Origin of the sequence: Acinetobacter sp. ABJ-A23_2, from assembly GCF_044538765.1 — a bacterium.
In the GTDB taxonomy this organism is placed as follows: Bacteria; Pseudomonadota; Gammaproteobacteria; order Pseudomonadales; family Moraxellaceae; genus Acinetobacter; species Acinetobacter nosocomialis_A.
Genome location: NZ_JBIUCP010000017.1, coordinates 45,583 through 68,307 on the forward strand (window position 1 = coordinate 45,583; position 22,725 = coordinate 68,307).

19 protein-coding genes are annotated in these 22,725 nt (G+C 39.7%); 13 read left to right on the forward strand and 6 right to left on the reverse strand.

What is annotated here, in order from left to right; genetic code table 11:
• Positions 1-151: 151 nt before the first annotated feature.
• The 3 genes from ACH63V_RS08050 to fahA are packed head-to-tail and all read right to left on the reverse strand — an operon-like array spanning position 152 to position 2,643.
• Positions 152-700, reverse strand: coding sequence for a VOC family protein (locus tag ACH63V_RS08050; protein WP_209045337.1), 549 nt, complete (start codon positions 698-700; stop codon positions 152-154).
• A 16-nt stretch (positions 701-716) separates the two neighbouring features.
• Entirely contained in the window at positions 717-1,349 is a 633-nt protein-coding gene (gene maiA, locus ACH63V_RS08055) for a maleylacetoacetate isomerase (protein ID WP_396463190.1), read from the reverse strand.
• On the reverse strand, positions 1,336-2,643 hold the full coding sequence (fahA, locus tag ACH63V_RS08060) for a fumarylacetoacetase (RefSeq protein ID WP_396463191.1): 1,308 nt from the start codon (positions 2,641-2,643) through the stop codon (positions 1,336-1,338). Before fahA ends, maiA begins: the two co-directional genes overlap by 14 nt.
• 358 nt (positions 2,644-3,001) lie before the next feature.
• Here fahA and ACH63V_RS08065 point away from each other — a divergent pair, with 358 nt between their 5' ends.
• From ACH63V_RS08065 to zigA, 3 genes are all read left to right on the forward strand, one after another.
• Positions 3,002-4,390: an amino acid permease gene (locus ACH63V_RS08065; protein ID WP_396463192.1), complete on the forward strand. Its 1,389-nt coding sequence runs from the start codon at positions 3,002-3,004 to the stop codon at positions 4,388-4,390.
• Positions 4,391-4,548: 158 nt separating this feature from the next.
• Positions 4,549-5,229 (forward strand): YcbK family protein, encoded by a 681-nt coding sequence (locus ACH63V_RS08070; RefSeq protein WP_396463193.1) that lies wholly within the window; start codon positions 4,549-4,551, stop codon positions 5,227-5,229.
• A gap of 148 nt (positions 5,230-5,377) precedes the next feature.
• Entirely contained in the window at positions 5,378-6,643 is a 1,266-nt protein-coding gene (zigA, locus tag ACH63V_RS08075) for a zinc metallochaperone GTPase ZigA (RefSeq protein ID WP_396463194.1), read from the forward strand.
• A 32-nt stretch (positions 6,644-6,675) separates the two neighbouring features.
• Here zigA and ACH63V_RS08080 read toward each other — a convergent pair whose 3' ends face one another.
• Positions 6,676-7,788, reverse strand: a complete 1,113-nt coding sequence (locus ACH63V_RS08080; protein WP_396463195.1) for an acyltransferase family protein — start codon at positions 7,786-7,788, stop codon at positions 6,676-6,678.
• A gap of 353 nt (positions 7,789-8,141) precedes the next feature.
• Here ACH63V_RS08080 and hutC point away from each other — a divergent pair, with 353 nt between their 5' ends.
• The 10 genes from hutC (at position 8,142) to murI (ending at position 20,321) form a co-directional block, all read left to right on the forward strand.
• Positions 8,142-8,894: a histidine utilization repressor gene (hutC, locus tag ACH63V_RS08085; protein ID WP_005066641.1), complete on the forward strand. Its 753-nt coding sequence runs from the start codon at positions 8,142-8,144 to the stop codon at positions 8,892-8,894.
• Positions 8,891-9,466 (forward strand): HutD family protein, encoded by a 576-nt coding sequence (locus ACH63V_RS08090; protein WP_396463196.1) that lies wholly within the window; start codon positions 8,891-8,893, stop codon positions 9,464-9,466. Before hutC ends, ACH63V_RS08090 begins: the two co-directional genes overlap by 4 nt.
• Before the next feature lie 251 nt (positions 9,467-9,717).
• Positions 9,718-11,394 (forward strand): urocanate hydratase, encoded by a 1,677-nt coding sequence (gene hutU, locus ACH63V_RS08095; protein ID WP_002054061.1) that lies wholly within the window; start codon positions 9,718-9,720, stop codon positions 11,392-11,394.
• A gap of 87 nt (positions 11,395-11,481) precedes the next feature.
• Entirely contained in the window at positions 11,482-13,020 is a 1,539-nt protein-coding gene (gene hutH, locus ACH63V_RS08100; RefSeq protein WP_039245890.1) for a histidine ammonia-lyase, read from the forward strand.
• Positions 13,021-13,084: 64 nt separating this feature from the next.
• Entirely contained in the window at positions 13,085-14,497 is a 1,413-nt protein-coding gene (locus tag ACH63V_RS08105; protein ID WP_151818533.1) for an amino acid permease, read from the forward strand.
• 51 nt (positions 14,498-14,548) lie between these two features.
• Positions 14,549-15,754 carry an imidazolonepropionase gene (hutI, locus tag ACH63V_RS08110; protein ID WP_004711377.1) on the forward strand — a complete coding sequence of 402 codons (1,206 nt, stop codon included), beginning with the start codon at positions 14,549-14,551 and terminating at the stop codon, positions 15,752-15,754.
• 10 nt (positions 15,755-15,764) lie between these two features.
• On the forward strand, positions 15,765-16,685 hold the full coding sequence (gene hutG, locus ACH63V_RS08115) for a formimidoylglutamase (RefSeq protein WP_396463197.1): 921 nt from the start codon (positions 15,765-15,767) through the stop codon (positions 16,683-16,685).
• 253 nt (positions 16,686-16,938) lie between these two features.
• Positions 16,939-18,765 (forward strand): DUF885 domain-containing protein, encoded by a 1,827-nt coding sequence (locus tag ACH63V_RS08120; RefSeq protein WP_396463198.1) that lies wholly within the window; start codon positions 16,939-16,941, stop codon positions 18,763-18,765.
• A 99-nt stretch (positions 18,766-18,864) separates the two neighbouring features.
• Positions 18,865-19,503, forward strand: a complete 639-nt coding sequence (locus tag ACH63V_RS08125) for an HAD family hydrolase (RefSeq protein WP_396463199.1) — start codon at positions 18,865-18,867, stop codon at positions 19,501-19,503.
• Between the two features lie 23 nt (positions 19,504-19,526).
• Complete coding sequence (murI, locus tag ACH63V_RS08130; protein ID WP_396463200.1) at positions 19,527-20,321, forward strand: glutamate racemase; 795 nt, start codon at positions 19,527-19,529, stop codon at positions 20,319-20,321.
• On the opposite strand, the gene ACH63V_RS08135 is transcribed toward murI, so the two are convergent.
• Positions 20,308-20,931, reverse strand: a complete 624-nt coding sequence (locus tag ACH63V_RS08135; protein ID WP_396463201.1) for a LysE family translocator — start codon at positions 20,929-20,931, stop codon at positions 20,308-20,310. The genes murI and ACH63V_RS08135 overlap by 14 nt on opposite strands.
• Before the next feature lie 229 nt (positions 20,932-21,160).
• Positions 21,161-22,390 (reverse strand): hypothetical protein, encoded by a 1,230-nt coding sequence (locus ACH63V_RS08140; protein WP_396463202.1) that lies wholly within the window; start codon positions 22,388-22,390, stop codon positions 21,161-21,163.
• Positions 22,391-22,725: the final 335 nt, after the last annotated feature.

Below are 22,725 nucleotides of genomic sequence, written 5' to 3' on the forward strand. Positions count from 1 at the left end.
ACAATTCTTACAATGACCTTCATCTTTTATTTATAGCGTAAATTGAGAGAAGTTTAGTAGATTTAAACAATATAAATCGGCATTGATATAGAACAGTTCATTCAAACTATTCCCACCAATGCCGACTTTTGAAACGATTGCTTTGAAAGAATTATGCGCCTAATTCTTCTTCATGCAAGAAATGAGTATGGTGTGGAGCACGTTTAGTTTTGCTCCATTCATCTAACATTTCAGTTTTCATTTCTTCAGTAATTTTTGCAATTTTTTCTTCAGCATGGATATCGTTATACGTCAGTTCTAAACGGTGTCCATTTGGATCAAAGAAATAAATTGAGTGGAAGATACCGTGGTTGGTAATGCCTAGTACTTTAACGCCATTTTCTTCCAAATGTTTTTTGGCAGCTAAAAGGGCATTTAAATCTTCAACTTCAAAGGCAATATGTTGTACCCATTGAGGCGTGTTTTCATCTCGGCCCATTTCTGGTTGGGTTGGTAATTCAAAAAATGCCAAAACGTTGCCTTGACCAGCATCTAGGAATAAATGCATATAAGGGTCAAAGGCTTTGGTTGAAGGCACATGGTCTTCAGCAAAAGCTAAGATAAAGTCCATGTTGAGCATTTTTTTATACCACTCAACAGTCTCTTTCGCATCCTTACAGCGATATGCAACGTGATGTATTTTTTTAATGGCAAATGTCATGTTGAAACTCCTTTTACTATTCCCAATCTGGTTGTTGTTCTGGCGCCGCGTTATAGAAGGCTGGGATAGACAAACAATGTTGATAAATTGATTCAATTTTTGGAAACGCAGATAAATCTATCTTGAAGCGTTTCGCGTTGTAGACTTGTGGAATGAGGCAGCAATCGGCAATCGTTGCTTGTTGTCCAAAGCAAAACTGTCCGTTTGAATCTTGAAGTAGCTGTTCGAGACTTTGAAAGCCTTCAATAATCCAGTGCTGATACCAATAATTTTTTTGTTCGTCTGAAACGTTTAAGTCATTTTTTAAATATTTCAAAACGCGTAAGTTGTTTAACGGGTGAATATCACAAGCGATTGCCTGTGCAAAAGCACGGATTTTGGCTCTGTCTTTCACATCATTTGGAAGGAGTTTGGTTTCCGGATATTGTTCATCCAGATATTCCAAAATACTTAATGATTGTGACAAGGTTAAATCGCCGTCTACTAAAGTTGGCACTAAGGCACTGCGATTTAACTTTAAATAATCTTCACTTTGCTGCTCGTTTTTAACTAAATGAACTGGTGCAGTTTCATAAGCGAGGCTTTTAAGGTTGAGGCCAATCCGTACTCTGTAAGCTGCAGAGCTACGAAAGTAACTATACAGCTTCATAGTCAGGCTCCGAAGTCTCTGCAAAATCAAAAGCTAATGCAGGAAGTACAGTATTTCGAACTTCACCAAAGCCAATACGAATACCATTTTTCTCACAGTGACCTTTCATAATGAGCGTATCGCCGTCTTGTAAGAAACCACGAGTTTCACCATTCGCAAGTGTCAGAGGTTTAGTGGTATTCCAAGTCAGCTCAAGCAAGCTGCCATACGAGTCCGGTGTAGAACCTGAAATGGTACCTGAGCCCATTAAGTCACCGACCTGAACGTTACAGCCTCCAATGGTATGATGAGTCAGCTGCTGAGCCATAGACCAATACATATATTTGAAGTTGGTTTTACAGATCACGTCAGTTTGTGCTGATTTTGGTGTTTGAATTTCAACACTCAAATTAATGTCGTAACTGTTGGCGATATTTTCTTGTAAATAAGCGAGTGGTTTCGGTTCTTGTTTCGGGCCTTCAACTTTAAATGGTTCAAGTGCTTCCAGAGTTACCACCCAAGGTGAAATAGCGCTAGCGAAAGATTTTGAGTTGAATGGACCTAAAGGCACATATTCCCATTGTTGGATATCGCGTGCTGACCAGTCGTTTAGCAGAACCATTCCAAAAATATGGTCCCAAGCATTTTCAATCGAGATCGGCTGCCCCAACTGAGTTGGTTTACCCACAATAAATGCTGTTTCAAGTTCGAAATCGAGTTTACGCGTTGCTGAGAAAACTGGACGTTCTTCATTTGGAAGTTTGATTTGACCTGATGGGCGTACCACTTGAGTTCCGCTCACTACAACAGAGCTAGCACGACCGTTATAACCTACAGGTAATTCGGTCCAGTTTGGCAGCAAGGCATTTTTAGGGTCACGGAACATACAGCCGACATTGGTTGCGTGTTCTTTAGAAGAATAGAAATCGGTATAGCCAGATACGCGAACAGGTAAATGTAAAGTTACGCTGTCTTGCTTAACTAGAACTTCCTGACGTAATGCTTCGTTTTCTTGAAGTGTTAAATTTTCAACTGAAAGAAGAGACTGTAATGTTTTGCGAACTTTAGACCAGTTGGCTTTGCCTGATTCAATAAATTTATTCAGTGTAGGCTGGTTAAAGTATGTGTCTTGATCTGAAAGTTTTAAAAGACCATGCTTTTCAAGAGCAGCGAGATCAATGACCCAATCACCGATAGCTACACCGACCTGACGCTCGCCTTCGGCTGTTCTACTAAAAATACCATAAGGCAAATTATGAATAGTGAAATCAGATTGAGGTGAAACTTCAATAAAAGAGTTTAGTTTTTGTTCCATTTTCGCTTCCTTGTCTTCATCTCGCGTCTTATACAAATAAAAGTTCGGTCTAGGGACTGAGCTACTCAATAAGTTTTAACCTTTATTCAGGTCATCTTTTTACTTATGAGTTTGATATAGACCGAGAACAACCAATTGCTTCATGGTTCTTATAATACTGAATTCATAAAATTACGCAATACATAATTTAATTACACATTGCATAATAATTGTTATTTCTTGCATTTTCTGCTTACATGCGCGGTTGTGAGAAAAGTAACGCAATTATTTTTTCATCAATCTCTATGAAAATCTGATCAATTTATGATATACGTAATTTATTGGAAAAAAATTACGTGACAAGGATGAGAATAATCATATGTCAACACAAGAGCAAGGAAACCTGAAACACGGTTTGAGTAATCGTCACATCCAGCTGATAGCATTGGGTGGAGCGATTGGTACAGGGCTGTTTCTTGGTATATCACAATCGATTAAATTGGCAGGTCCGTCGGTAATCTTGGGTTATGCGATTGCAGGATTTATTGCTTTTTTAATGATGCGCCAGCTCGGTGAAATGGTAGTAGAAGAACCAGTAAGTGGTTCTTTTAGTCATTTTGCTTACAAATATTGGGGGCCTTTTGCAGGCTTCATGTCAGGATGGAACTACTGGGTACTCAACGTACTGGTATGTATGGCGGAGTTAAGTGCAATTGGTCTTTATATTCAATATTGGTGGCCGCAAATCCCAACGTGGGCATCCGCTCTAACGTTCTTTATTCTCATTAATGGTATTAATTTATTGCATGTTAAGTTTTTTGGCGAAATGGAATTTTGGTTTTCCATTGTCAAAATCTTAGCCATTTTAGCCATGATCGGTTTCGGTTCGTATTTACTTGCAACCGGTACGGCAGGGCCACAAGCCAGCATTTCTAACCTTTGGGCATTAGGTGGTTTCTTCCCATATGGTATTAAAGGCTTGGTGATGGCCATGGCAGTCATTATTTTTGCTTTTGGTGGTATTGAGCTTTTCGGTATTACTGCGGCTGAAGCACGTGACCCAGACAAAACCTTACCTAAAGCGGTCAACCAGATTATCTATCGTATTTTGATTTTCTATATTGCGACGCTTCTTGTTTTATTCGCATTATTTCCGTGGAATCAAATGGCACAAGGCGGCAGTCCTTTTGTAATGGTATTTGCTTCTTTAGACAGCCAAGGTGTTGCGACTTTACTTAACTTCGTTATTTTGACTGCTGCAGTTTCAGTTTATAACGGTACAAGCTATTGCAGTAGCCGTATGTTGCTCGGTCTTGCTCAGCAAGGAAATGCACCAAAATTATTTGCACGCATTAATAAGCGCGGTATTCCAACCAATGCAGTGATCCTTTCTGCGGCAGTCACTATTTTATGTGTGTTGTTAAATTACATTTTCCCTGAAAAAGCATTTGGTTTACTCATGATGCTCGTGGTTGCAGCGATTGTGATTAACTGGGTAGTCATTTCATGGACACATTTAAAATTCCGTAAATTCATGATCCGCCAAGGTCAAACCACTAAATTCCCAAGTTTCATGTATCCATTTAGCAACTATCTTTGTATCGTGTTCATGCTTGGAATTTTAGTTGTCATGTCGCTAACACCAGATATGCGTGTGGCGGTGATGATGATTCCGGGTTGGATTTTGTGCTTAATGGTGGCTTATCAATTTAAACGCCGTAAGTTAAAAGCTGAGCAGCCTGTACATGCTTTAGAAGCAGATATGTAATCAGGTCTGAGTTAGAAATTAAAAAGGACGTATTAATGCGTCCTTTTTAATTTTTAAAATTTACAACAGAAATTAAAGGACTTTGTAATTGTTATATTATAACATCTCTTAAATGAATAACTAAGGCTTCCCGATGTTCAGGGAGGAACAACATATTTATGAAATATTCCTATTTAGGTTTAATCTTACTTTCTCTTACCGCGTGTACGACTCAAACACCTAAGCCAACGGTTTCTAAGCATCCACACTCTTTGCCTCAGCCATCTAAAACAGTGGTAAGAATAAAACAACAACCTGAAGATTATATTGCTTGGGTTGCAACCGCAGATCACGCACATTCTGTGCAGGCTTATAAGCAATTTCTTAAGCAGAAAGGACTTGCCAATTTAGTCCCAGATTATGAGTTATTACGTTCAGCTCGAGACTGGCAAAAATGTGGAGTGGAGCCTTATGCGGTACCGCCGAGAGAGGTTTGGTCCAATATTGTTCCGACGCTTAGCATTTTAAAAGCATTGGTTGACGATGGTGTGATTAACGATTTTGAAGTGACATCGGCCTATCGAGCTTTATCTTTAAACCGCTGTGCCGGTGGTGCAGATGCTTCCCGACATGTCTTTAATGCAGCACTTGATTTTCGAATTGGGCCAGAACAGCCTAGCGACTTAGACCAGTTTAATATTCAACAAACCAAAACCAAGCTTTGTCAGTTCTGGGAAACCAAAGGACAAGCACTTAACATGGGTCTGGGTGTTTATGCCTCGGGACAAATCCATATTGATAGCCAAGGCTTTCGTTCATGGGGACCTGACCACCACTATAGAACCTCGATTTGTCAGTGACTATAAAAGCAATTTTTTCAAAGAATAAATGAATTGGCTTGAATAAAACTAGAATAAAAACTTGATCAATAGTTATGTTATAACATAACATTATTGTGGTTTAGAAATAGATTACGCCTGTGATCTGGCCATATTTAAATGGCCAGCCATGATCAGTTTAAATATTATTCAAAGAGATCAAGCCATGCACACTGCAATCGCCAACTCATTTGCCAAGCTTCCCGTCACTGTTTTATCGGGCTTTTTGGGTGCAGGAAAGACCACATTGCTCAACCATATTTTAAATAATCGTGAAGGCCGCCGTATTGCCGTGATTGTTAATGATATGTCAGAGGTGAATATTGATGCGGCATTAGTACGCGAAGGTGGGGCAGAGCTTTCAAGGACAGATGAAAAACTGGTTGAAATGAGTAATGGCTGTATCTGCTGTACGCTACGAGAAGATTTACTGGTTGAGGTGAGACGCTTAGCCGATGAAGGGCGCTTTGACCAATTGGTGATTGAGTCAACAGGTATTTCAGAACCACTGCCTGTTGCAGAAACCTTTACCTTTGAAGATGAAAATGGAAACTCTCTCAATGAGTTTGCTCGACTCGACACCATGGTCACGGTAGTCGATGCTTTTAACTTTCTTAAAGATTACAGTTCAGTCGACTCTCTGCAACAACGTGGTGAGTTCTTAGGCGAGCAAGATGAGAGAACCGTAGTCGACCTTCTTATCGATCAGATTGAGTTTTGTGATGTAATCGTGCTGAATAAAATTGATTTGATTGATCAGGCGCAGCAAGACCAGCTCATCGCGATTTTAAAAACGCTAAACCCGCGTGCTCGAATTGAAATTGCTCAATTTGGAAAGATCGCTTTAGATAAAATCTTAAATACACAATTATTCGATTTTGATGAAGCCGCACAAGCACCGGGATGGTTAAAAGAATTACGTGGTGAGCATACGCCAGAGACTGAAGAGTATGGAATCAGTAGCTTTGTTTACCGTGCCCGCCGACCTTTCCATCCAGAACGTTTTTATGATTTGGTACAAGCTGAATGGCCGGGTGTCGTTCGTTCTAAAGGCTTTTTCTGGTTGGCTGCTGAACCGACATTGGCTTATTCATGGTCACAAGCGGGGGCCATGGCACGACATGGCTTAGCTGGTTATTGGTGGGCCGCCGTTGCAGAAGAAGACTGGCCGAGTGACTTAGACAGCATCGAAAAAATTAAAAAGGTTTGGGACGCTCAAACAGGTGATGCACGTCAGGAGCTGGTTTTAATTGGTATGCAAATGGATGAGCAAGCCTTAATACAACGCTTAGATAGCTGCTTATTAAGCGATGAAGAAATGGCTTTAGGACCACAAGTTTGGCAGAACTGGTCGAACCCTTTTAAGCAAGATGATGAAACTATGTTGATCGCTTAATTAAATAAGCCCCTATTTAAAAGGGGCTTATTTTATGATTTGTCTTTAATAAAAATCTTTCGAATGTAGTTGTTGAGTGGGCTGGAATAATATTTTTCAATCGCTGCGCTAATGATGAAAGTCAGAACCAAATAGCCAATTAAAAGCATAATTTTGATGCTAGCGTCGGTTTGAGCCGGAATAAAAGCAACTTTCATAAGGCCTAGTACTACCAGATGGAACAAATAAGTCTCATAACTTCTTTGCCCCAACCAGACCATCACTTTGTTAAATAGGTTATGTGCTTGTGTTTTGGAAGGATGCTGAAAACACAAAATGAGTAGACCTGTAGCAAAAGCAAATAGGCTAATACCCCATGTACTCACTTCTTTAATTGGTGCATATAAATATAGAGTGACCATGCTCAAAATAATCAACCACGAAAGAGGTTTTTTATAGGCCCAATTTGGCTGGTATTTATGAGAAAAGATAGCTGTTAAACAGCCAATTGCTATGCCGTCAAAACTTGAAAAATAATGATATAAATAAGCGCCGCTTTCTTCTCCAAAATGCAGAGATCTAAAATAAGGCCCGTATAAAATGACTCCAACAAGTACAGCAATAAAGACCTTATTACTACGCGTGAACAGGCACAATAATGGAAAAACAAAGTAAAAAACTTCTTCCACAGAGAGCGACCACAACATGCCCAAAGCGTAGTTTACCCAACCAAATTTAATAATCAGGATATTCATCCAGAAGGTTAAAGCTGCAAATATGGTTAAAGGATAAGAAACCTCAATGCCGTTCGGTGCTTGGTTCATAAAGGGTTTTAAGTCAAATGAACCAAGTATGCTTACCCCTAAAATGAGTAATATCAAACACGGTAAAATACGCGCTGCCCGTCGGATATAAAAATGTTTGAGGTTAATTGCGGAAAATTGTTTGTCTCTTTTTAAGGTGTGATGGGTAATTAAAAAACCCGAAATCACAAAAAACATGGTGACGCCATAATTTCCGTTTCTTGCGATGACTGTGCTAAATGCTTCACCTAAGAAATCAAAACCTAACCATGTATCTTTAAGTTTATAGGGAATATTAAAATGATGTAAAAGAACCAAAAGGATAGACATTCCTCGAAGAATATCTATTTTATAATTACGCATTCGATGTGCTTCCAGCTTTATTAATATACTGTGTGGCAGAAGAATACTATCGATCAGTTATTTTAAATAAAAATTTTAAGCAGCATTTCGTAAATCAGAAAAGACGATACTTTTTACATCCTTGAATTGAGCACAGGCATAGCAGAAATAATTATTAAATAAATATTGATAAAGCCTTTATATATTTGAATTTCTTTACATAAAACTTTAAATTAGCTCTTATCGAGCTATGTTTATTTTTTAAACTTTTTAAAATCTATTTAATTCATAAATTAACATGTTGTATGTGGTTGTATATACATAGCATGTCAACTAAAATACCTTTTTGCCTGCCGCCTTTTTGAGTATTTGTTATGCCCAGAACATCAAAACAAGAACATGCTGAGCTTTCGATTGAAGCTGATAGTCCAGTTCCTTTATACCAACGCGTAAAACAACTGATTTCACAAAAGATTTATGAAGGTTCATGGGCTGTAAATAAAAAAATTCCTTCGGAAAGTGAACTGGTTAATCAACTCGGTTGTAGCCGTATGACTGTAAACCGTGCGCTTCGTGAGTTAACGACTGAGGGCCTACTAGTTCGAATTCAAGGCGTTGGTTCTTTCGTTGCTGAAGGGCAAGGCCGAACTGCACTTTTTCAGATTAATAATATTGCCGATGAGATTATTGCACGAAACCATAAGCACCACGCTGAAGTTTTAGTCTTAGAACAAATTTATGCAAATGCAGAGCAAAGCGTGTTAATGCAGACTCGTGAAGGGCAAAGATTATTTCACTCGATTATTGTGCATTATGAAAATGATGTCCCTGTTCAGGTCGAAGATCGTTTAGTCGATGCAGCGCTTATTCCAGATTATCTACAACAAGATTTTAAAACCATTACCCCAAATGCTTACCTCATGGCAAAAGCGCCTGTGTCAGAAGGTGAGCATATTGTTGAGGCAGTTTTAGCATCACCGCAAGAGTGTAAATGGTTAAAGATTACTAAAGCTGAACCATGCTTACTGATCCGTCGCCGCACATGGTCAAACAAACAACTCATTTCAAGTGCGCGTTTGATTTATCCGGGTAGTCGCTATTATCTCGAAGGGAAATTTAACCCATGATTAAATTGATCAGGGCCGATCAATATACAAAAATGCTTTGGAAAAACGGTGCTGGCTTTACTTTAGAAATTGCTCGAAGCCAAGGTGATGCCGACTTTGAGTGGCGTATTTCGATGGCAGATGTGACCACTTCTGGGCCATTTTCGCTATTTCCCAATAAGCAGCGCATTATTAGCGTACTTGATGGGCAGGGCATGGTATTGCATGTCGATGATCTTCCAGCCAAAACGCTGAACCAAGGAGATATTTTTGCTTTTCATGGTGAGAGTCAGGTTCAAAGTGAACTGGTAGACGGTGCAATTCGAGATTTAAATTTAATTTATGATCCTGCAAAGTTTCATGCCCGTTTTCAGTGGTTGAATGATGCAGCGGAGCAGGTATTTATTAGCTCGGCAGACCTGATTTTCATTTTTAATCAGGGTGGTGAAACACAAGTAAAGGTGGATGATCATTCCGTTCAGCTTGCTGCTCACGAGACGCTAAAAATTGAGAAAAAATCTGGTATCACATCGATCAGTTTTCCCAAAAAACAACTCAAAAGCTGCTATGTCATTGAGTTAATTCAACGATAAAAAGACATCATTTACGACTTAAAAAGCACATGTCTTCTTAGAGGATATGTGCTTTTTTTATGCCTAATATAAAAATAAATTAATTTAATTCATAAGCTTATTCAATTTTTTCAAAAAAATATGAGTAACCCTCTTCACGCCGAAAAATATTTGTGTAGTATATGGATGTATATACAAGTTAATACATTACTATACAAATGCAGAGACAAGTGATGTTCTGCTGATGTAAGCTCAAAGGAAGGAGTCCGACTGTGACAACAACGACAACAAAATTTCGTGATGTAGAAATTCGTGCACCACGCGGCACTGAATTAACGGCTAAGAGTTGGTTAACTGAAGCCCCATTACGTATGTTGATGAATAACCTTGATCCGGACGTTGCAGAAAACCCGAAAGAGTTAGTTGTATACGGCGGTATTGGTCGTGCAGCACGAAACTGGGAATGTTTCGACAAAATTGTAGATACGCTAAAAAATCTTGAAACTGACGAAACTTTATTGGTTCAATCAGGCAAACCAGTAGGTGTATTTAAAACTCATAAAGATGCACCACGCGTTTTAATTGCAAACTCAAACCTTGTACCACACTGGGCAAACTGGGAACACTTCAACGAGTTAGATGCAAAAGCTCTTGCAATGTACGGTCAAATGACAGCAGGTTCATGGATTTACATTGGTAGCCAAGGCATTGTACAAGGTACTTATGAAACTTTCGTTGAGGCAGGCCGCCAACACTACAACGGTGATTTAAAAGGTCGTTGGGTTCTTACCGCTGGTTTAGGTGGTATGGGTGGCGCTCAGCCTCTAGCTGCAACACTTGCAGGTGCGTGTTCTTTAAATATTGAATGCCAACAAGCAAGTATCGATTTCCGTTTACGTACCCGTTATGTAGACGAACAAGCGACTGATTTAGACGACGCTTTAGCGCGTATTGACCGCTATACAAAAGAAGGTAAAGCAATTTCAATTGCGCTTCATGGTAACGCTGCTGAAATTTTACCTGAGCTTGTTCGCCGTGGTGTACGTCCAGACATGGTGACAGACCAAACAAGTGCACACGATCCACTTAATGGTTACTTACCAGTAGGTTGGACTTGGGACGAATACCGTGAACGTGCGAAAACTGAACCAGAAGCTGTGGTAAAAGCTGCAAAACAGTCGATGGCGAAGCACGTACAAGCGATGCTTGATTTCCAAAAAATGGGTGTTCCAACATTTGACTACGGCAACAACATCCGTCAAATGGCGAAAGATGAAGGCGTAGCAAACGCTTTTGATTTCCCAGGTTTCGTACCTGCGTACATCCGTCCATTGTTCTGTCGTGGTATTGGTCCATTCCGTTGGGCTGCACTTTCTGGTGACCCAGAAGACATTTATAAAACAGATGCCAAAGTTAAAGAGTTAATTCCTGATGATGAACATTTACATCATTGGTTAGACATGGCTCGTGAACGTATTAGCTTCCAAGGCTTACCAGCGCGTATTTGCTGGGTGGGTCTAGGCTTACGCGCAAAACTTGGTTTGGCATTTAACGAAATGGTTCGTAGCGGTGAATTGTCTGCACCAGTTGTGATTGGTCGTGACCATTTAGACTCAGGTTCAGTTGCGAGTCCAAACCGTGAAACTGAAGCAATGCAAGACGGCTCAGACGCAGTATCAGACTGGCCTTTATTAAACGCGTTGCTAAATACAGCAGGCGGCGCAACTTGGGTGTCTTTACATCACGGTGGTGGTGTAGGTATGGGCTTCTCTCAACACTCAGGCGTTGTAATTGTGTGTGATGGTACAGATGAAGCTGCTGCACGTATTGCTCGCGTACTGACCAATGACCCTGCAACAGGTGTTATGCGTCACGCCGATGCAGGTTATGAAATTGCGATTAACTGTGCCAAAGAGCAAGGCTTACACTTGCCAATGATCACGCAATAAAAATACATGGAAGAACTAGCGGTGCTTTTTGCAATTGTGAAAAGCACCGTCTCAGCAGAATATAGTGCAAAAAATTAGGAAGCCAACATGGAATTACTTATCCAACCGGGAAAATTGACCTTAGCCGATTTACGTCAAGCGTACCTCAACCCGATCAAAGTTAAATTGGATGAAAGTGCTTCATCTGCAATTGATGCAAGCGTGGCTTGCGTTGAGAAAATTGTAAATGAAGGGCGTACAGCTTACGGTATTAACACGGGCTTTGGCTTACTCGCATCAACCAAAATCGCTCCTGAAGATTTAGAAAAGTTACAACGTTCATTGGTTCTTTCGCATGCAGCAGGTGTAGGTGAAGCACTTGATGACGCAATGGTTCGTTTAATTATTCTATTGAAAGCAAATAGCTTGGCGCGTGGTTTCTCTGGTATTCGTCGTAAAGTAATTGATGCTTTGTTGGCTTTAATTAATGCCGAAGTTTACCCACACATTCCACTAAAAGGTTCAGTAGGCGCTTCAGGTGACTTGGCACCACTTGCACACATGTCTTTAGTATTACTTGGTGAAGGTAAGGCGCGTTATAAGGGCGAATGGTTACCAGCAGTTGAAGCTCTAAAAGTTGCAGGTTTAGAACCAATTTCTTTAGCTGCTAAAGAAGGTTTGGCACTTTTAAATGGTACACAAGTGTCAACGGCTTATGCGTTACGTGGCTTGTTTGAAGCTGAAGACTTGTTTGCTGCTGCAACGGTTTGTGGTGGCTTAAGCGTTGAAGCAATGTTGGGTTCACGTGCACCATTCGATGCGCGTATTCACGAAGTACGTGGCCAACGTGGTCAAATTGATGTAGCTGCGGCTTATCGTGACCTATTAACAGACTCAAGTGAAATTGCACATTCACATGAAGACTGTAGCAAAGTTCAAGACCCATACTCTTTACGTTGCCAACCACAGGTGATGGGGGCATGTTTAACGCAAATCCGTCAGGCGGCTGAAGTATTAGAAATTGAAGCAAATGCTGTATCGGATAACCCGCTCGTATTTGCTGAACAAGGTGACGTGATTTCAGGCGGTAACTTCCATGCAGAACCTGTTGCAATGGCGGCAGATAATTTAGCATTGGCGATCGCTGAAATTGGTTCATTGTCTGAACGTCGTATTTCGATGATGATGGACCGCCACATGTCACAACTTCCACCATTCTTGGTTGCAAATGGCGGTGTTAACTCAGGCTTTATGATTGCACAAGTGACAGCTGCTGCACTTGCGAGCGATAATAAAGCACTTGCGCATCCTGCAAGTGTCGATAGCTTACCAACTTCTGCCAATCAGGAAGACCACGTATCGATGGCTCCGAATGCCGGTAAGCGTCTTTGGTACATGGCTGACAACGTTCGTGGCATTTTAGCTGTTGAATGGTTAGGCGCTTGTCAGGGTTTAGACTTCCGTGAAGGTTTAAAAAGCTCGCCTAAACTTGAACAAGCTCGTAAAATCTTGCGCGATCAAGTTCCTTACTACAGTGAAGATCGTTTCTTTGCTCCTGATATCGAACAGGCTAGCGAATTGCTTGCGAGTGGTTGCCTAAACGAGTTACTCATTCCAAAACTACTCCCTAGTTTATCTGAAGTGTGATTGATAAAACGGTCACATGGAGTGGCCGAATCCAACTAAATTTCCTCAAGGATTGGAGATTAAAATGTCACAAAACTCCACACTACAGCGGGGTTTGAATACCCGCCATATTCGTTTCTTGGCATTGGGCTCAGCAATTGGAACTGGGCTTTTCTATGGTTCGGCGACTGCCATCAAAATGGCAGGGCCTTCAGTATTACTTGCGTATATCGTTGCAGGGATTGCAATTTATATCGTTATGCGCGCACTGGGTGAAATGGCTGTCCATAACCCTGTCTCTGGCTCATTCAGCCACTATGCATCTCAGTACATTGGTCCGTTGGCTGGTTTTACCACAGGTTGGACCTATGTTTTTGAGATGGTGATTGTTGCAATTGCCGATGTCACTGCGTTTGGTATTTATATGGGGTTCTGGTATCCCGATGTACCGCGGTGGATCTGGATTTTGTCTCTCATCATGTTCTTGGGTGCAATTAACCTTATTCATGTAAAAGTCTTTGGTGAACTCGAATTTTGGCTTTCAATTGTTAAAGTCAGTGCCATTGTTGCCATGATTGTCGGTGGTTTAGGCCTTATGTTTTATGGCTTCCATGTTGATCACAGCAATGTTGTACCGGGGCTTCAAAATCTATGGATTTATGATGGTTTCATGCCGCATGGTATTGCAGGTTTGATTGGGTGTTTATCTGTAGTTGTATTTGCCTTTGGTGGTATCGAAATTATTGGTTTAACCGCAGGTGAGTCACAAGACCCGAAAACCACCTTACCAAAAGCAATTAATGCCGTTCCAGTCCGTATTTTACTGTTCTATGTACTGACTATTTTTGTACTTATGTCGATTTTCCCATGGAACCAGATTGGTAGCCAAGGCAGTCCGTTTGTACAAATTTTTGAAAACTTAGGCATTAAATCTGCTGCAAATATTCTAAACGTTGTGGTGGTAACTGCTGCAATTTCAGCAATTAACAGTGATGTATTTGGTGCAGGCCGTATGTTGTACGGTATGGCAAATCGTGGTCAAGCACCGCAAGTGTTCAAGAAACTTTCACGTAATGGTGTGCCTTGGATGACTGTTGTGGTTATGGCTGGCGTGCTGTTAATTGGTGTGGTACTGAACTACCTGATTCCTGAAAATGTATTTGTCATCATTGCATCAATTGCAACGTTTGCAACAGTTTGGGTATGGCTCATGATCTTGCTTTCGCAAGTGGCGATGCGCCGTAAATTATCTACTGCTGAAATTAAGGCACTGGATTTCCCTGTATTCGGATGGCCATATGCACCTGCTTTTGCAATCGGGTTTATGGTGTTCATTTTAGTGATGATGGGCTACTTCCCAGACTCGCGTCCTGCAATTTATGTAGGTGCGGCATGGCTTGCTCTGTTAACCATTGCGTATCGCATTTGGGTAAAGCCGGAGCAAAGCTTGGGAAAGGAAAGTGAGCCTGTCCAGCAAAACATAGAAATGGAAAGCTAACAAATCAACTGCCCAATGGTTTATCTGTTGGGCAGTTTCGAGGATAGGCTAATGAAAAAACTTTGGCAGAACTGCCATATTGCGACCATGCAAAATGGGCAATATTCTTATATCGAAGATGCTGCAATTGTTACCGAAGGGCATCTCATCCATTGGATTGGAAAACAACAACAACTTCCTGCCGACACTTATTCCGAAACAGTTGACTTAAATGGCGCTTGGGTGACCCCAGGTTTCATCGACTGTCATACGCATAGTGTTTTTGGTGGCAACCGTAGTGTTGAGTTTGAAAAGCGCTTACAAGGCGTAAGTTATGCTGAAATTGCTGCAAGTGGTGGCGGTATTGCAAGTACAGTACGTGCAACACGTGAAGCAAGCGAAGAACAGCTATTAAACTCAGCACTGAAACGTATCCGCTGTATGCAGCAAGACGGTGTAACCACCATTGAAATTAAGTCTGGTTACGGACTCAATTACGAAAACGAGCGCAAAATGCTGCGTGTGATCCGTCAAATTGGTGAAAAATTACCAATGACGGTCAAAAGCACCTGTTTGGCTGCTCATGCTTTACCACCAGAATACAAAGACCAAAGCGATGCTTATATTGAGCATATCTGTACAGAAATGCTGCCTAAACTACATGCAGAAGGTTTGGTCGATGCTGTAGATGCGTTCTGCGAGCATTTGGCATTTTCACCAGCTCAGGTTGAACGTGTTTTTAAAACGGCACAATCATTGGGTCTACCCGTTAAGCTTCATGCGGAGCAGCTTTCATCGCTAGGCGGTTCAAGTTTGGCAGCACGTTATCATGCATTGTCGGCTGACCATTTAGAGTACATGACCGAAGATGATGTCAAAGCCATGGCAGAGTCGGGTACGGTTGCTGTGTTATTGCCGGGTGCCTTTTATTTATTGCGTGAAACACAATATCCACCAATCGAAAGCCTGATTAAACATGGTGTGCGTATTGCGCTATCGAGTGATTTAAATCCGGGTACATCTCCAGCACTTTCTGTGCGTTTAATGCTGAATATGGGCAGTACGTTATTCCGTTTAACGCCTGAGCAAGCATTGGCGGGTGTCACCATTCATGCGGCACAAGCACTCGGTTTAGAGCAAACGCACGGTAGTTTGGAGCAGGGTAAAGTCGCTGACTTTGTCGCTTGGGATATTGAGCATCCATCTGAAATTGTTTACTGGCTGGGCGGAGATTTGCCTAAGCGAGTCGTTCAGCATGGACAAGAAGTTATTTTTTAAACGGTGTCACATGAATCACACATTTAAATGGCAAGGCCGACATGATGGCGAGGGTGAAGCACACCAACGTATTCACCATATTGTGAATACCACCCAACATGCTGAATTTGCCCTGATTGGTTTTAGCTCTGATGAAGGCGTGAAACGTAACAAAGGCCGAGTTGGTGCTGCCGATGCGCCAGATGCGATTCGCACACAACTGGCTAACTTACCGGTTCATCGTCCAGTCAGTATTGTCGATTTGGGTACAGTGACCTGCGAATATGAGAATTTAGAGCAAGCACAAACCGAGTTAGCAGAACAAGTCGCAAATAGCCTGCAAAATGGTTTTAAACCGATTGTGTTGGGCGGTGGACATGAAGTTGCTTTTGGTAGCTTTAGTGGTCTATTCCAATATATGCAAGCCCATGCGCCAGATAAAAAAATAGGCATTATTAATTTTGATGCCCATTTTGATTTGCGTGAAGCAGAGCATGCCACCTCTGGAACACCTTTTTTACAAGCAGCAAGGCTTTCAGAACAGCATCAAAAACAATTTAATTATTTATGTATTGGGGTCGCCAACCATGCCAATACTAAAGTTTTGTTTGATACTGCCGATGCGCTGAATTGTTCATATTTACGTGATCATGAGGTTAATATTTTTAACCTACCAAACGTGCTTGCAGCGGTTGATGCTTTTATTGAAAAAGTAGACGGTTTGTACGTTACGATTGATTTAGATGTCTTCGCGGCTGCGGTTGCACCGGGGGTCAGTGCGCCAGCCGTAAAAGGAATTGATTTAGCCACTTTTGAAGCAATTTTTAAGCATATTCAAGGGACTGGCAAAATCAAACTTTTAGATATTGCTGAGTGCAATCCAAAATTTGATTTAGACAACAGAACAGCAAAACTGGCTGCGTATATTGTTTATCAATATTTGTTTTCTTGAGAAACAATTTTTAATGTAGAAATGAAAAAGTGCACTGAGATTGCTCATGTGCGCTTTTTTTTGACTTTCTGGTAAATTAAAGTCAGATTCGGAATATAGATAGCAACTATAAATAATTTAATTAAAAAGAAAATTAATTTATAAAATCATTGAGTTAAAAAATACTCGATTTTTACACGATTTTATAGGCTGCTTGGCACGTAATTTGTTTTGTCTATATTTTAAACTTCGTTAAATATTTCTGGATAATTAAATGAAAAACAGAACCTTACATTATGCTTGTATCAGTGTTTTATTTTGGATGTCTCATTCCTCTAATGCTACACCCCCCGAAATAAATACAAATACCACCGAAAAATCACAAGCTAAACAAAACAGTGATGTCTCTGTTCGGGTGAAAGCTTTAAACCAGCTTTTACAAGAACAGTGGGAATATACTTTAAAAAATAATCCTGAAACTGCAACGACTTTAGGCGATTTACGCTATAACAATCGATGGACCGAATTTTCAAAAACTCAGATTGAGAAAGATAAAAAAACTACTCAAAATTTTTTAAAACGTTTTGAAGCAATCGATAGCACAGGATTTTCAGCAACCGATCAATTAAATAAAGATTTAATGATTTATCAGTTGAAAGAGACACTTAAAAGTTATGATTTGAAGTTATATGAGATGCCTTTCAATCAAATGTGGGGACTACATTTACAATTTCCGGGATTTATTAGTTCGATTCCATTTAACAATGCTAAGCAATATCAAGATTATATTGCTCGTTTAAAACAAATTCCTCTTATTCTTGATCAAGGTATTCAGTTAGCGAAACAAGGACAAAAAGATGGTTTGATACCACCGAAATATTTACTTGAAAAAGTAGCAAAGCAGATTGATAGCATTGCAACGCCAGCAGGGAAAGACAGCGTTTTTGCTTCGCCATTAAAGCAATTTCCAAAAAACATTTCGAAAGCAGAACAAGAACGTTTAAGCCGTGAAATACTACAGGCCATAGATCAGCAAGTTCGCCCCGCTTATCAAAAACTCGGAACGTTTATTCAGAAAGATTACTTACCCTATGGACGACAGGACGAGGGTATATGGAGTTTGCCAAACGGTGATGAGCTTTATCGTTTTTATGTAGAAAACAATACAACCACGTCGGAAAGCCCTGAAACTATTCATCAGCTCGGGTTAAAAGAAGTTGCTCGTATAGAAGCGGAAATGCTGAAAATTGCCAAAGCACAAGGTTTTAATGATTTAAAAAGTTTCCAACAATCTTTAAAAACAAATCCTGCTGTTTTCCCAAAATCTCGTGAAGAAATTTTAGAGATTTATCGCGGGTATATTGCTCAAATGCAACCGGAGTTGCCGAAGCTATTTGGTTTATTACCCAAAAATAAAGTCGAAGTTTTGCCTGTAGAGCAATATCGAGAAAAAGAAGCGGCAGGTGCGGAGTATCACCAAGGCACACCTGATGGTTCACGCCCCGGACAAGTTTATGTAAATACTGGCGACTTCTCTGAACGTTCCAAAATATCAATGGAAGCGACCGCTTACCATGAGGCAATTCCCGGCCACCATATGCAGATTGATATTGCCCAAAACCTGCCAAACTTGCCGATGTTCCGAAAGCAGCCTAACCACACCGCCTATATAGAAGGATGGGCACTTTACGCCGAGCAATTGGGTAAAGATGTTGGTTTTTATAAAGACCCACTCTCAGACTATGGAAGACTATCGAGTGAGTTGTTCCGTGCTTGTCGTTTAGTGGTGGACACTGGCGTACATTATAAAAAATGGACCCGTCAGCAAATGATTGATTTTATGCGTGAACACTCCGCTTTAGATGAACCAGATATTCAGGCAGAGGCAGATCGCTATATTGCTATTCCTGCCCAAGCATTGGCATACAAGATGGGCCAACTCAAAATTTTAGAGCTACGGGAGCTTGCAAAACATGAGCTTGGAGACCGTTTTGATATTAAAGCATTCCATGACATGGTCTTAAATGCAGGAACCTTGCCTTTAAATATACTCGATGCCCGTATTAAAAATTGGATAAAGGAACAAAAAGCGGCAGCTTAAAATAAAATTCAAAATTTAGGTCAGGTCCTCGTTGGGCCTGATTTAAAAACCAATAGAAAACAGAATATAATAATAAAAAATATATTTTCGAAACTAGAAATGGAAAAAAACCTAAAAGAATATCAGGCTATTATTTTTGATTTAGATGGCACCTTAGTCGACTCCTTTCATTTTTTTCTAAGCGTTTTAAATCAACTTTCTGCAAAGTATAAGTTTAAATCGGTAAGCCTTCACGAAGTCGAGTACTACAAACAACTTACGCCTAGAGAAATTATGAAAGAGATGAATGTTTCTAGGTGGAAACTGCCTTGGATTGCGAAAGATTTTATTCGGTTAATGAAAGAAAGAGATGAAGAAATTCATCTGTTTGAAGGTATGCGGGACCACTTAATTGAACTGCATAAGCAGGGATATACGCTCGCAATTATTACTTCAAACTCTAAAGAAAACTGTCAAAATGTACTGGGTAAAGAACTCTGTGAGCTTTTTAGCCATATTGATGGTGGCTCGTCTATATTTGGCAAAGCGAAGCGAATTAAGCGAGTTCTCAACATTTTGGATGTAAGTAAAAACCAAGCAATTTATGTCGGCGACCAAACCACGGATGGCGAAGCTGCACATGAAGCAGGTATTGATTTTGCTGCGGTAGGTTGGGGTTATACATCGGCCGAAAAATTAAAAACCATTCAGCCCAAAGTCGTGCTCACAGACTTGGCAACCATGAAAGAATTTTTCTAAATACATGAAATACAGGATAAACCATGAATAACAACCCGATTGGAATGATTGATTCTGGTTTAGGCGGGCTGTCTCTCTTTAAGCATATTCGGGAGGCTCTTCCAAATGAAGACATTATTTATTTCGCTGACTCGAAATATGTCCCTTATGGAGACAGGGAAAGTGACTGGATTGTTTCAAGAACCACGCATTTAATTTCACACCTAGTTACTCATGGCAAATGCAAAGCGATCGTGATTGCTTGTAACACCATGACGGCCGTAGCGGTTGAAACGATTAGAGCACAAATTAATGTGCCGCTTATAGCGATAGAACCGGCGGTAAAACCTGCTGTGGCCATGACCGTGAGCAAGCATATTGCTGTTTTGGCAACTGCCACCACGGTGAGGGGTAAAAACTTAAAAAGTTTAATAGAAACGTATGCGCAAGATATTAAAGTGTCTTTAGTACCGTGTATTGGCTTGGCTGAAAAAATTGAAACGGGCAAAGCACATACCGCAGAAGTTAAAGATTATTTAAAAAATATTTTGGCGCCGTTGGTCGAACAAAAAGTCGATACGATTATTTTAGGATGCACACACTATCCATTTGTTTCAGATGCGATTCAGGAAATTGTAGGTCGTGATATCCAAATTATTGAGCCTTCGGAAGCAGTAACAGCGCAGTTAATACGGCAGCTCAATCAATATCATTTAAATTCTGAAAGTCCAAATGAGGGAAATCATATTATTTGGACCAGTTCAGACCCGTTGGAAGTTGCGGACGTTAGTTTTTCTTTGTTAGGTAAGCATTTACCTGTAGAAACTACTGATTTTTAAAGCCAAGAAAAACGCCTAGCCCCATAAAAATGAGTCCACCCATCACTGACATAGATTTTTGGGGCTTCTCCGATTTAGTTAATTTTTGGCTAATATAATTGGCTAAAAACACACAAACCACATCAGCAGAAACAAAGATCAGATTAACAATCAGTCCTAAAATAATGAACTGAGACCAAACTGGGAAATCTAATGAGGTATTAATAAATTGAGGTAAAAAGGCGATATAAAAAATAGCGGTTTTAGGGTTTAAAACTTCGACCAAAATGCTCTGCTTTAAAGATAACTGACCATTTTCAATATTTTGATGAAGAGTCGGGGATGAGGTCGATCTAATTAATTTAATGCCTAACCAAACTAAATACAAAGCACCTAAAATTTTAATAATATCATAGAGTTTTGGAATAATTTGAAAGATGGTCGTTAAGCCTAAAGATGCCGCTATGATATGAAAACAGCTTCCTAAGAAAATTCCAAATGCTGCCATTAGGCCAGATTTTCTACCGCGAGAAAGCGTCTGTGCAGCGGTATAAAGCATTGCCGGACCCGGAATATAAGCAAAAATAATTGTAGTAATTAAAAATGTAATGAAAAGCTCTAAAGAAATCATGATTTACCTATCTTATTGTTACTATTTTTGAATGAATTTTAAACAATTTAAAGTATAAGAAATTTATAAGTATTTCAATTTTATAATCAGTTTTATGGTTATAAAACTAAAAATCATCCAAAGAATGATTTAAATTCTTTGGATGACTGAAAATAAACTTACTTAGCTTTTAGAGTCGCTGTCTAAAGGTTTTAATGACTAAAACCTAAGCTCAGCGCCTAGATTAAGCTTATTTCAATTCCCAAATTTGATTTGGGTCATTAGATCGTTGACTAATACCTACAGATGAACCCCAGAGATGTGTCAGTACAGCATCTGGTTGGCCTTCTACAAAGATATAACCATCTTTAAATGCCCAATTAGTTGTACCGCTGCAACCAGCCCCTTGTAAGAAAATATCGCCGCTATGCCAATGAACTGGTTTTATTTCTTTACCATTGGTACTGTTTAATGCTGTTTGCAGTTGTTCAAAAGACTCATTTGATTTTAAGCTGACTTTTAAAATCTTTTTGACCGTATCCATATTTTTTTCATTCGTATGTAAATCTAGCGTTTTTCTAAGCTCTAGAAGGACTTGTATGGCTTCTTTTTTAAGATCCTGAGTATTTTCATATTCTTTATATACTTTCCCATAAAGCTCTTGCAGGTTCTCGTTCTTAATATTTTTTAGAAGTTCACTGATTTGCTCGATATTGATATTGTGACGGTCTAAATACAAACGGAACTCTGAATCTGAAGTCCAATCTTTATGATCCAAAACATCTAATTGGACAGAAGCAAGAATGATTTTATAGAGTTGTTCATTATGCCGAGTGAAAGGACTGTCAGGTAAATTTTTAAGTTCAGGAATATTTAAAAATAGCAACGGAGAGGAAGCATATTCATGGAACTTTTGTTCGATATGACGAATTGACTCATGAGCGAGGACTGCATTTAAATATTCGTCAAATTTTTTATCATCGAGCTTACCCACAAGTTCCGATTTAATATTTTCTTCGCCGTTACTATAAATAAATGTTTCTAATAAACGAACGATATCAAGACAATCACTGGTTTTTAAGTGGGCGAGAGTTTCTTCATCTTGCTTTGGTAAAAGATTAAGAAAATTTTCTAAGTCTTTGTCTAATAATTTATATGCAATCGCATTTGTCTTAACACGAGCACCGAGCACCCAATTAGAACGAATATCTTTAACTTTGTTGTATAGCTTATTCTCTCGATGACCACCGTTATATACGCGGCTGTCAAAATACCAAAGCTCTTCGTCTATGTTTTTAACCTTGTCATGTACCGTAAATAGTCGGTCGTTTGTATGAGAATAAGGTAAAACACCTGTCTCACCACGTGCAGTTACAGCATCTTGTAAGCCATGGGTTTGTCCACCGTATGCGCTTGCGATACATGCACCTGTTTCTTTGTTAACGATTCTAAAGTTTCCACCTGGAAAGCCATTAGCCATGATAAGTCGCTCCTTATAATTAGAAAGTTTTTGTAATAGTCGAAATTTATAGTTATTAGGCAAATTTCGAAGCGTGATTTATATCATGATTTTTCATATAAAAAGCCAAGTGTTTTTGTTGGTTTTTGTATATAACACGTTGATTTATTTGTATTTATTAGAGTATCTTAATAAAGACTAGAGACTATACTTTAGAACTTTATAAATTCAATAAAGCTATAGAGAAATAAGTTCTAGAAAAGATGCTAGAAGTGTTCGCTTATCAACTTATGGAGTAGGGCGTTCTATAAGTTATTTTTATAGCTAAATCGTCTATATCTTAGACGTATTTATAT